The sequence below is a fragment of the Litoreibacter albidus genome, assembly GCF_900107015.1.
In the GTDB taxonomy this organism is placed as follows: Bacteria; Pseudomonadota; Alphaproteobacteria; order Rhodobacterales; family Rhodobacteraceae; genus Litoreibacter; species Litoreibacter albidus.
Window position 1 is genome coordinate 239,999 of sequence record NZ_FNOI01000001.1, and the last position, 11,440, is coordinate 251,438.

11 protein-coding genes are annotated in these 11,440 nt (G+C 59.7%); 5 read left to right on the forward strand and 6 right to left on the reverse strand.

The window, feature by feature from the left end; genetic code table 11:
• Positions 1 to 15 precede the first annotated feature (15 nt).
• Positions 16 to 933, forward strand: coding sequence for a LysR family transcriptional regulator (locus BLW66_RS01250; RefSeq protein ID WP_089943792.1), 918 nt, complete (start codon positions 16 to 18; stop codon positions 931 to 933).
• On the opposite strand, the gene BLW66_RS01255 is transcribed toward BLW66_RS01250, so the two are convergent.
• Positions 930 to 1,841: a DMT family transporter gene (locus tag BLW66_RS01255; protein ID WP_089943796.1), complete on the reverse strand. Its 912-nt coding sequence runs from the start codon at positions 1,839 to 1,841 to the stop codon at positions 930 to 932. The two genes, BLW66_RS01250 and BLW66_RS01255, sit on opposite strands and share 4 nt — an antisense overlap.
• A 100-nt stretch (positions 1,842 to 1,941) precedes the next feature.
• Between BLW66_RS01255 and BLW66_RS01260 the strand changes: the two genes are divergently transcribed.
• Positions 1,942 to 2,733, forward strand: a complete 792-nt coding sequence (locus tag BLW66_RS01260; protein WP_089943799.1) for an inositol monophosphatase family protein — start codon at positions 1,942 to 1,944, stop codon at positions 2,731 to 2,733.
• 14 nt (positions 2,734 to 2,747) lie between these two features.
• Here the strand turns inward: BLW66_RS01260 and BLW66_RS01265 are convergent, their stop codons facing one another.
• From BLW66_RS01265 to BLW66_RS01280, 4 genes are all read right to left on the reverse strand, one after another.
• A complete protein-coding gene (locus BLW66_RS01265; protein ID WP_089943802.1) occupies positions 2,748 to 3,179 on the reverse strand; it encodes a universal stress protein in 432 nt (143 codons plus the stop codon).
• Positions 3,176 to 5,782 (reverse strand): TRAP transporter permease, encoded by a 2,607-nt coding sequence (locus BLW66_RS01270; protein WP_089943806.1) that lies wholly within the window; start codon positions 5,780 to 5,782, stop codon positions 3,176 to 3,178. Before BLW66_RS01270 ends, BLW66_RS01265 begins: the two co-directional genes overlap by 4 nt.
• 88 nt (positions 5,783 to 5,870) lie before the next feature.
• Complete coding sequence (locus BLW66_RS01275; RefSeq protein ID WP_089945602.1) at positions 5,871 to 6,839, reverse strand: TAXI family TRAP transporter solute-binding subunit; 969 nt, start codon at positions 6,837 to 6,839, stop codon at positions 5,871 to 5,873.
• Positions 6,840 to 6,872: 33 nt separating this feature from the next.
• A complete protein-coding gene (locus BLW66_RS01280) occupies positions 6,873 to 7,736 on the reverse strand; it encodes a MurR/RpiR family transcriptional regulator (RefSeq protein ID WP_244508523.1) in 864 nt (287 codons plus the stop codon).
• A gap of 114 nt (positions 7,737 to 7,850) precedes the next feature.
• Here BLW66_RS01280 and BLW66_RS01285 point away from each other — a divergent pair, with 114 nt between their 5' ends.
• Entirely contained in the window at positions 7,851 to 9,170 is a 1,320-nt protein-coding gene (locus BLW66_RS01285) for an aspartate aminotransferase family protein (RefSeq protein WP_089943810.1), read from the forward strand.
• On the forward strand, positions 9,167 to 9,934 hold the full coding sequence (locus tag BLW66_RS01290; RefSeq protein WP_089943813.1) for a beta-keto acid cleavage family enzyme: 768 nt from the start codon (positions 9,167 to 9,169) through the stop codon (positions 9,932 to 9,934). The genes BLW66_RS01285 and BLW66_RS01290 overlap by 4 nt, the downstream gene beginning before the upstream one ends.
• Here the strand turns inward: BLW66_RS01290 and ygfZ are convergent.
• Entirely contained in the window at positions 9,931 to 10,689 is a 759-nt protein-coding gene (gene ygfZ, locus BLW66_RS01295) for a CAF17-like 4Fe-4S cluster assembly/insertion protein YgfZ (protein ID WP_089943816.1), read from the reverse strand. The genes BLW66_RS01290 and ygfZ overlap by 4 nt on opposite strands.
• 64 nt (positions 10,690 to 10,753) lie before the next feature.
• On the opposite strand from ygfZ, the gene BLW66_RS01300 reads away from it, so the two are divergent.
• The gene (locus BLW66_RS01300; RefSeq protein ID WP_089943820.1) at positions 10,754 to 11,440 is read left to right on the forward strand and encodes a TIGR04283 family arsenosugar biosynthesis glycosyltransferase; all 687 of its coding nucleotides are present in this window, start codon (positions 10,754 to 10,756) and stop codon (positions 11,438 to 11,440) included.

Here is an 11,440-nt window from a genome sequence, read left to right on the forward strand (position 1 = left end):
GATTATGAGGGCAGCATGCATATCGAGTTTCGCCACCTTAGAACAGTGCGCGCGATCCATGAAGCAGGTGGCCTCGCCAAAGCCGCTGATCAGCTGAATATCACCCAAAGTGCGCTAAGCCACCAGATTAAGGGCTTGGAGGATCAGGCGGGGGTTGAGCTGTTTATCCGCCGTGCCAAACCGATGAAACTGACGTCCGCGGGGCTAAAGCTGCTGCGACTGGCGGAGCGTATCCTGCCAGAGGTTGAGGCGATGCAGGCCGACTTTGAAGGCTTGCGCATGGGCAAAACGGGGCGGTTGCATATCGCAATCGAGTGTCATGCCTGTTTTGAATGGCTGTTCCCTGTATTGGAGGGCTTTCGCAAGAATTGGCCCGATGTGGATGTGGATATTCGCCCTGGCCTGTCGTTCGACGGTCTGCCCGCATTAATGCGCGAGGAGGTCGATCTTGTGGTGTCCTCCGACCCCGAGGACCTTCCTGGCGTCGATTTCACGCCGCTGTTTGATTACGAGCCGGTGTTTGTCGCGTCGTCCCAGAACCCCTTGGCGAAAAAGGACTTCATCGTGGCGGAGGACCTGCGGGATCAGCTGTTGATCACCTATCCCGTGGACCGCTCGCGTCTTGACGTGTTCACAGAGTTGTTGGCCCCTGCAGGGGTCGAGCCAAGAGCGTTGAGGCAGGTGGAACTGACAGCGGTGATCTTGCTACTGGTGGCATCCAATCGCGGTGTGGCGGTGTTGCCGGACTGGGTGGTGCGCGAAGTGCGATACAACTCCGACTACGTCACACGACCCCTGACCAAAGACGGGCGCACCAAGCGCCTTTATGCCGCGACGCGTAGCGAGGATACATCGAAGCCCTTTATGGCTAATGTCATCCGGCTGGCGCGCACAGAGCCGTTGAAGCTGCAACGCGCGCCAGACAAGGTCTAGGCGACGGGCGGTACCAGCTTGGCCATGCGGCGTTCGCGCATCAGGATGTAGAGTCCTGCGCCCATGGTGATACAGATGCCCAACATCGCCAAGCCATTCGGCCAGTCGCCGAACACTGCGAAGCCGACGGCGGTGGCGACGGGGATTTCCAGGTATTGAATAGGCGCGACCGTCGCGGAGGGGGCGAAGCGCAGGCTCCATGTCATGACCAGATGCGCGAATGTGCCGAGCAGACCGATTGCGAGCAGCATAGACCAGACATCAACACCTTCGGGCATAACCAGTTGGAACTGCTCCACCGCATCTGCAGCAGGGATAAAATACATCGCCGCCAGAATGAGCGTAGCCACGACACCGCTCACCGCCTGTAGGCTGATCGGATCGGCATGTTTGGCGACTTGGCGCGTGACGAGCATAAACAGAGCGAATACCACCGCGACCACCAAGGGCAGCAGGGCGGGGGCGCCAACAGCGGCGAAGCTGGGCTGGATCACGAACAGTGTCCCGATGAAACCCACCACGCAGGCCAGAAGGCGGCGCATGCCGACTTCCTCGTCCAGCACGTATTTCCCTAACAGCAGCATGATGAACGGCATCACGAAGGCGATGGCCACCGCATCCGCCAGCGGCAGGAAGCGCAAGGACGAAAACATGGCGCCAATGCCGATGATGTGCAGGACAGAGCGCAGCACCGTCAGGCGGAACACGCGCCCCGACATCAGCAGCGTGCGGCCCGTCATAATGGCCAGCGGGATCAGCACGGCGGTTTGCACGCCGAAGCGGGTCAAAAGCAGTTGGCCCAACGGTATACTGTCGCCCAACACCTTCGCCAACGCATCGCCCATGGGGGCGAGGATGCAAAAGCCAATCATGAACATGATGCCTAGAAGGGGACGGTCAGCGGACATGACGTGACGCTCCTCTAAAACTGCGGCGTTCGCAAGGGCTTTCCCTATGCGGTGGTTCGGTCTATACGCGCCTCCAAACCTCTCCACAGGATGATGACCCATGCAAGGCAGTGCAAACCTCAATGTTATGATCAAAGCCGCACGAGTTGCAGGCCGATCGCTGATCAAAGACTTCCGCGAAGTCGAAAACCTGCAAGTCTCGGTAAAGGGCGCGGGCGACTTCGTATCCAAGGCTGACTTTGCCGCCGAAGCGATCATCAAAGAGCAACTGATGGGCGCACGTCCAACCTATGGCTGGCTTGGAGAGGAAAGCGACGAGATAGAGGGCGCTGACCCGACCCGCCGCTGGATCGTGGATCCGCTGGATGGCACCACCAACTTTTTGCACGGCATGCCACACTTCGCGGTGTCGATTGCGCTGGAGCATAAGGGCGAGATCGTCTCGGCCGTGGTGTATGACCCTGCCAAAGACGAAATGTTCGTCGCTGAAAAGGGCGAAGGCGCATTCATGAACGAGCAACGCCTGCGGGTGTCTGCACGTCATAAGATGATCGAGAGCGTTTTCGCGACCGGCATCCCGTTCGGCGGTAGCCGCTATTTGCCCGCCGCGCTGCAAGACATGGCGCGCTTGGCACCACAATGCGCGGGCGTGCGCCGCTGGGGCTCCGCCGCGCTGGACTTGGCGTATGTCGCGGCTGGCCGTTACGACGGGTATTGGGAGCGGGGTCTGAACATCTGGGACATCGCTGGCGGTGTGCTGCTGGTGCAGGAATCGGGCGGCTTTGTCGAGACGATCCGCGAAGGCCAGAGCATGTTGGAAGACGGGCATTTGATTGCCGCGAACGCAGACATCTTCCCAGCCTTCGCCAAAACGATCCGTGAGCGCAGCTAGCCTAGGCTAGCCGCTTAGCGGACGACGTAGACCGAACATTTGGCATGTCGCACCACGCGTGCGGCATTCGGCCCAAGCAGGTAGTCCGCCAAGTCGGACTTATGCGCCCCCACCACAATCAGCGATGCGTTGGTCTTTTTGGCGAGGCTTAAGACCTCCTCATAGGCGCGGCCCGTGGCGATCACATGCCGGACCTTGGCGTTCTGCTCCGCATCAAGTGCTTTGGTTACCAGCGCGTTCAGGTGTTTCCTGGCCTGCACCACGACTTTGTCGTGGTGGTCCTTGCCGAAGAAATTACCCACTTGGCTCAGGCCGTAGTCAGGGACAACGGCAATCACATCAAGTTGCTTGCCGTCCATGCTGGCCAGACGCGCGGCCTGCTGGATGACGTTTATGTCTTCGTCCCCATTGGAGACGTCGACGGCGCAGATTACGGAACCGGTCATGCTGGGACTCCTTCACGAGTGATACGGGCCCGCTGCACGAAGGCCACAAGCAGTAAGAGGATCAAAGCCGGAATGAAGACCAGCTCTTTGGGCATTTGATCAGAGGGCGCTTTGACGGACGCGATTTGCACGGGATTGTCGCCGTAGAAATCAAAGCTTTGCAACGTGTCCGCGAATGGGGAGCTAAACGCGGGCTCATCCATTTTGACCACGCCGTCTTCTTCCAGCAGAAGCAAGCCGGAGGCGGTCAGGCGATCATCGCCGGACCCCGCGCCGACGGGAAGGACCAGCGTGGTCTCCTTGATTTCGCCCGTGTCGAAGTCGGGTCCAGACACCACCAAGCGCATCTCTGACCCCTCGGAGGCGTCACCAAGGGCGGTGGTGAAGTTCGCGGGCTCAATCTGGGTGAACGGTGGCTGTATGCGGTTCATGACGAAGTCTGGCCGGAACAGTGCGAACGCGATGAGGATCAGGGCGACGCTTTCATAGACGCGGCTTTTGGTCAGGAACCAGCCCATGGTGCCCGCCGTGAACACGAGGATCGCGATGGATGCTGTGATGAACACCAATATGCCTTGGGTCACCGTCACATCTATCAGCAACAAGTCGGTGTTGAAGATGAACACGAAGGGCAAAGCCACGGTGCGCAAGCTGTAGAAGAACGCCACGAAGCCAGTCTTGATTGCATCGCCACCAGATACCGCCGCAGCGGCAAAGCTGGCAAGGCCCACAGGCGGCGTCACATCCGCCATGATACCGAAGTAGAACACGAACAGGTGGACCGCGATCAGCGGCACGATAAGGCCCGATTGCGCCCCCAGCTCCACCACAACGCCAGCCATCAAGGATGACACAACGATATAGTTTGCCGTGGTCGGCAGGCCCATGCCAAGGATCAGGGACAGCAGCCCCACCATCACCAACATGCCAATCAGGTTACCGCCGGACAGGAACTCCACAAGATCCGCCATGACTTGGCCAACACCTGTCAGGGTCACGGTCCCCACGATGACGCCAGCTGTTGCCGTGGCAAGACCGATGCCGATCATGTTCCGTGCGCCGTCAATCAGGCCTTGGATTAGGTCAGCCACACCTTGGGTGAAGGCGTTGGCCATGTCGCTTTCGCCGCGGAAGATCGCCTTGAGCGGACGCTGTGTCAGCAGAATGACGAAAAGCAGCATGGTCGCCCAGAAGGCCGACAGGCCGGGGGACTTTTGCTCAATCATCAGGAAGTACACCAACACGATGATGGGGAGCAGGAAGTAGAGGCCGGATTTGTAGATGTCACCAACGACTGGCAGCTCCACCTCCTCGGCGTTCGGGTCGTCGGGCTCCAGATCGGGGACGCTGGCGGCGAGCCACAGCAACACGGCATAGGCCACGAAGATCAGCACCGAAAGCACCACGGCAGAGGCGTCGCCAGCCGCAGCGGCGATCCAGCCGACGGGATACTGCACGCCGTAGCAAAGCAGCGCGAAGCCTACGAAGAATGCCATCATGCCGCCAATGGTTTTGCCCATCGACACCACGCGGTTGCCCAGCGTTGGCATGTTGTTTTTCACCGCTTCAAGATGGACGATATAGACCAACGCTATGTAGGAAATGGTGGCGGGCAGGAAGGCGTGGGTGATGACCTCCACGTAGGAAATGCCCACGTACTCCACCATCAGGAACGCCGCAGCGCCCATGACGGGCGGCATGATTTGCCCGTTGACGGAGGAGGCCACTTCGACCGCGCCAGCCTTCTCGGCAGAGAAGCCCACGCGTTTCATCAGCGGAATGGTGAATGTACCGGTCGTTACAACGTTGGCGATAGAGGAGCCGGAAATCAGGCCTGTCGCTGCGGAGCCAACAACGGCGGCCTTCGCAGGCCCGCCTTTCAGGTGTCCAAGCGCACCGAACGCCATTTTGATAAAGTAGTTCCCTGCGCCCGCTTTATCGAGCAAGGCCCCGAAGAGAACGAAGAGGAATACGAACTTGGTGGACACGCCAAGCGCGATGCCGAAGACGCCCTCTGACGTAATCCACATGTGGCTCATGGCTTTCTTCAGGGAGGCCCCCTTCCAGCGGATAACATCGGGGACGATGTCGGAGGAACCGAAGAACACATAGGCAAGGAAGATCGTCGCGATGATCGCCATGGCGGGCCCGAGCGCGCGGCGCGCGCCTTCGAACAGGATCAACAGGCCAGCGAGGGCAAACCATTTGTCGACGTCATCGGCTAGGCCACCCGCATCGACAATCTTTTGGTAGAAAATAAAGCCATACATCGCGATGAACGCGCCAGCGAGGCCAATCAGCCAGTCGGCGATGGGGATGTAGTGGCGCGGGCTGGATTTGAAGGCGGGGTAGGCCATGAAGGCCAGAAAGACGGCAAAGGCCAAATGGACTTGGCGGGAGTTGTTGATGACGTCGCCCGGCAAAATGTAGTTTGCCAGCGGCGATGCCAGCAACACCTGAAACAGGGACCACACAACGGCGACGACGGCGAGCAATGTGCCGACACCTCCGGCGGGGTCTCGCGCACCGGCGTCAGAGGACGCGACAAGATCCTGTAGCTCCTCCTCGCTAAGAGCGCGGTTCTCGGATGCAGTATTGGCCATTGTCATATCCCCCTCAGGTACAGCTTGGGCTGTCTTATATCTTTTGGTGGCAGTGGAGGGGCGCGAACGCCCCTCCGAAGGCGGTCGATTAGTCGATCAAGCCAGCTTCTTTGTAGTACTTAGCCGCACCAGGGTGCAGCGGAGCGGACAGACCAGCTGTCGCCATCTCTTTTGGGTCGAGATTGGCGAAAGCAGGGTGCAGCTTTTTGAAGTCTTCGATGTTTTCCATCACCGACTTCACCACTGTGTAGACAGCCTCGTCCGACACGTCGGTGGAGCTTACGAAAGTAGCACCAACGCCGAAGGTGGCAGTGTCGCCGTCATTACCGCGGTACATGCCGCCCGGGATCGTTGCGGAACGGTAGAACGGGTTGTCGCCGATCAGGCCGTCAACTTCTGCGCCACTCACGGTCACAAGCACGGAATCGCATGCGGTTGTAGCTTCTTGGATGGAGCCGGACGGGTGACCAACGGTGTAGACCATTGCGTCGATCTGGTTGTCGCAAAGCGCAGCGGACTGCTCAGCGGCTTTCAGCTCTGTTGCCAGTGCGAAATCGTCTGTTGTCCAACCTTTGGCTTCAAGCAGAACTTCCATCGTGCCGCGCTGACCGGAGCCAGGGTTGCCGATGTTCACGCGCTTGCCTTTGAGATCATCAAAAGTGGTGATGCCAGCGTCGGCACGGGCCACCACGGTGAACGGCTCTGGGTGTACGGAGAACACCGCGCGCAGGCCTTCAAATGCACCGGCGTCTTCAAACTTCGAAGTGCCGTTATATGCGTGGTACTGCCAGTCGGATTGGGCCACGCCAAATTCCAACTCGCCTTCACGGATCGTGTTGATGTTGTAGACGGAGCCACCAGTCGATTCGACCGAGCAGCGAACGCCGTGGTCTTTGCGACCCTTGTTGACCAGACGGCAAATCGCGCCGCCCGTCGGATAGTAAACGCCCGTTACGCCGCCGGTTCCGATGGTGATGAACTCTTCGGCAAACGCTGCCGGAGCCATCAAAGTCCCCATCGCAAGCCCTGCGAATGATAGTTTCAAGTGTTTCGACATCATTAGTCTCCCTAGATTGATGTGTTCGTGAATTTAGTCACCCCAGACTTCTCCGAGACGGCGGTTTCTGGATTCTACGTCTGCGATGCGCGCGCGCGCGGGATCGCCCGCGCGCGCTGCGAGCATCCCAATCATGATTTCACAAAGCACGAGAGTCGAGGCGTAGGATGAAAAAAAATGTGGGCTATCAGTGGGCACGATGAAATAAGCCGATGCATGCACCAAAGCGGGACAGGTGTGGGTGTCGGTCACAACGATAACAAACGCACCGGCTTTTCTGGCCTCTTGCGCGGCGTTAATCGCCTTGGTGGCGAAGGGTGGCTTCGTCATGATGATCAGCACATCGGCGTCAGACAACCCGACCAGACCGCTCGCCAAGGACGCGCCCATGCGGCTGGCCATTGACCAATTGTCGGCGATAAAGCTTGCCATATAGGTCAGATATTCTGCAACGCCTGTGGAGCCTAACGCGCCAACGACCAAGACCCGTCGTGCATTGTGTAGGCGCTCTACGCTGGCGTTCAGCATATCCTGATCCAGCGTGTCGCCAAGGGTTTGCAGGTTGGCGGTGCAGTCAATGATGTGCTGGGTTTGAAAGTCGTGATCCCCGTCTTGATGGCGCTGCTGAAGCGTCTCGACGCGGTGCGAGAAGGAATTTGCGCGGCGCTCTATCCCCGCGCGAAGTACCTCGCGCAGGTCTTCATAGCTGGCATAGCCCAAGGCCGTGGACATACGAGAGAACGTGGCTGGTGAGAGTTTTGCGTCTTTCGAAATGGTGCGCAGGCTGCGGGTGGCCGCGTCGACCGGATTTGCCACAATGAAATCCGCCGCCTCCTTCAGCTTAGCGCTAAGAGACCCGTATTTGCTGGACAATTGTTGTTCAAAAGACGTGTGCAATCAACAACTCCCCCCAGAATGCTTGCGAGTGTGATTTGTTTCAGGTGTTTCACGCATTGTCAATTGTAGATTCATCTGTTTCAGTTTGGTCGCAGCTGCGAAAGGACCAGCACCGTGTCACATGTTTTCCCAAGACATACCAAGGCCACCCTCCCCACCGTCGCCAACGGGCGCGGGGTGTATCTCTACGACCAAAACGGCAAGCAGTATTTCGACGGCTCCGGTGGGGCGGCTGTGTCGTGTTTGGGGCATGGGGACGCGGATGTGACCAACGCCATCAAGGCGCAACTTGATCAGGTCGCTTTCGCGCATACCAGCTTTTTCACCTCTGACCCCGCGGAGCAATTGGCGGACAAGCTGATCAAACATGCCCCCGAGGGCATCGACCGCGTCTATCTGGTATCCGGTGGATCGGAGGCGATGGAGGCCGCGTTAAAACTGGCGCGTCAGTATTTCGTCGAAATAGGCCAGCCGCAACGCCGCCACGTGATTGCAAGACGGCAAAGCTATCACGGCAACACGCTGGGCGCGTTAGCCACGGGCGGCAATGAATGGCGCCGCGCGCCCTTCGCCCCGTTGTTGGTGGAAACGACCCATATCGCGCCTTGCTTTGAATATCGCGGCAAGCTGGAGGACGAGGCGACGTTCGACTACGGTCAACGGGTTGCGAACGAGTTGGAAGCCGAGATTTTGCGCCTTGGTGAAGACAGCGTAATCGCGTTCGTGACGGAACCGGTTGTGGGGGCAACCGCAGGGGCGGTGCCGCCGGTGGAGGGATATTTCAAGCGGGTTCGTGAGATTTGCGACCAATACGGCGTGCTGCTTATTCTGGACGAGGTGATGTGTGGGATGGGGCGTACTGGCACGCTCTTTGCGAGCGAACAAGACGACGTGCGCCCTGATATTGTAGCCGTCGCCAAGGGGCTTGGCGCGGGGTATCAGCCCATCGGGGCGATGATGTGCACAGCCCAGATTTACGCGGCCATTGAGGGGGGGAGCGGTTTCTTCCAGCACGGCCACACCTATGTGGGCCACCCCACGGCCTGCGCGGCGGCGTTCGCAGTACTCACCAAGCTGACAGACGGCGGCTTGGTCGACGCCTGCGCGACCCTAGGTGCGGAACTGCAGGATGGCCTTATGCAAGCGTTCGGTCAGCACCCGAATGTGGGCGATATACGCGGGCGGGGGCTGTTTCGCGGGATAGAGATTGTGGAGGACCGAGATAGCAAGCGCCCCTTCGCGCCAGACCGCGCCATCCACAAGGCCCTGAAACGCGAGACGTTTGAGGCAGGTCTGATCTGCTATCCGATGGGGGGCACGATCGACGGCAAGCAGGGTGACCATATCTTGCTGGCACCGCCATTTATTATGGATCGTCACCACATCGACGAAATCATCACCAAGCTGCAAACGGCTATGGCGCGGGTGCTATGAAACCGCTGCCTAAATTGATGGTGGCGCCGAACGGGGCCCGTAAAACCAAGGCCGACCATCCGGCGTTGCCAATGACGCTGGAGGAGGTGGTCGAGACTGCCCTGGCCTGCCATGCTGCGGGCGCCGACGGGCTGCATTTGCATCTGCGCGACGCGGAAGGGCGCCACATCCTTGACGCGGGGCGATACCGCGAGGCGTTGGCAGAGTTGCACCGCGCGGTGCCTGATATGTTGCTGCAAATCACGACCGAAGCCGTCGGGATGTATAGCGCGGCGCAGCAGCGGGCGATTGTTGAAGAGGTCCGGCCGCAGGCCGTATCAATCTCCTTGGCAGAGATGCTGGAGGGGACTGATCTGGACACCGCCGCCGCATTTTATGCAAAATGCGCGAAGGACCAAATCGCGGTGCAGCATATCCTATACGGTGCGCAGGATTTGACGGCGATGTCGGCGCTGCTAGATCGGGGCGGACTGGAGGCGGCCCCCCTTCAATTGCTGTTCGTCTTAGGCCGCTACACCGCGGGGCAGGAAAGCGCGCCAAGCGATCTGGACCCATTTATCAGGTGGATGGGGCGCAACTGCGCCTCCGCCGAGTGGGGCGTTTGCGCTTTTGGCAAACGTGAGACCGAGTGCCTGACTTATGCCCACGGCAAGGGAGGCAACGTGCGCATCGGGTTCGAAAACTCGTTCTGGAACAGCGATGGCACGGTCGCCACGTCCAACGCGGAGCGTGTCTTGGACTTCCGACGTGTCTCCGAGGCCTAGGCTTCTTTGATGTAATCGACCCGCGCGTCGCCAGCGGTCATGCCCTCGGTTGCGCGGTCGAAGCGCAGGTAGGCAATCGCGTGGCCACCAGACTGGGTATAGAGCGTACCGGCGGCTTTGTTGTGGGCGTCAATCGGTGTGCCGACAGGGGCCGCGCCGTCAACTTTCACCACGGCCAGACCTTTGCGCAGCTCGGTCTTGTGCTTCATGCGGGCGGTGACCTCTTGGCCGACATAGCAGCCTTTGCGAAAATCAACGCCGTCCAGCCGCTCGAAGCCCATTTCCAGAATGAAGCTGTCGTCGGGGATCAGCTCCACACCAATCTCGGGGATGCAATGCGCCACGCGAATGGCGTCCCAGTCCACATCAGTTTGCGCCTCGAACGCGAAGCCGGGGCCATAGGCGCGCCAGCCCATCGCCTCGTGGCGGGGGTCGGCAAAAGCACCGTTCGGCATGTCACCGACACCGCGCGTCACATCGGCGGTTAGCTCTTGCAGTTTCACATCAGCACGCAACTTGTAAAAGGTCAGGCGGCGCATCAATGCCTCGCCATAATCGGCGGCTACGTCGATCAGGATCGCGTCCCCCCACGGGACCAAGAAGAAATCCACCTGAAACTTACCCTGTGGCGTCAGCAAGGCCGCGTAGACCAAGCCGTCCGACAGTTTTTCCAGATCATTCGTGACCAATCCTTGCAGGAACCCGACACGGTCTCCGCCTGTCACTTCGATCAACATGCGTTTGGCGTCTGACATATGATCCCTCTTGCGTTGTTTGGCCTGTTATATAGTCGACGGGCTCGGCTATAACAGCCCCGATATGTCTGCACCGTTTTCCATTGTGATCCCAACCCTAAATGCGGCCGAAGGGCTGCCTGCGACTGTTAATGCCTTGTTGCCGGGGTTGGAGGTCGGGATGATCCACGAGCTGATCGTCTCTGACGGGGGCAGCACTGATGCGACACTGGACATCGCGGCGCAGGCGGGGGCTGTGGTTGTAGCTGGCCCAAAAGGGCGGGGCGGCCAGTTGCGGCGGGGGGCAGCAGCTGCGCAAGGCGAGTGGCTTTTGTTTTTGCATGCGGACACCCAGTTGGCCCCTGATTGGGTCGGCGCGGCGGCGGTGCACCGTGCGGAACATCCCAATCTAGCGGCGGTCTTCCGGCTGAAGTTTCGCGCGACAGGTCTCGCGCCGCGCATTGTCGCGGGGTGGGCCAACCTGCGTAGCTCCGCGCTGAACCTGCCCTACGGCGACCAAGGCTTGCTAATGTCACGCGCGCTCTACGACTATTCAGGGGGCTATCCGGAGCAGCCCCTGATGGAGGATGTGGCGATGGCGCGGGCCTTGAAGGGGCGCATCAGATTGCTAGACACCTATGCCGCGACAGGGGCGGAGCGCTATGCCAAGAATGGTTGGGTCCGCCAGAGCCTACGCAACTTTGGCACATTGACCCGCTACAGCTTCGGGGCTGATCCGGAGCAGCTGTCGAAGCGCTATCACAAAGGGTGA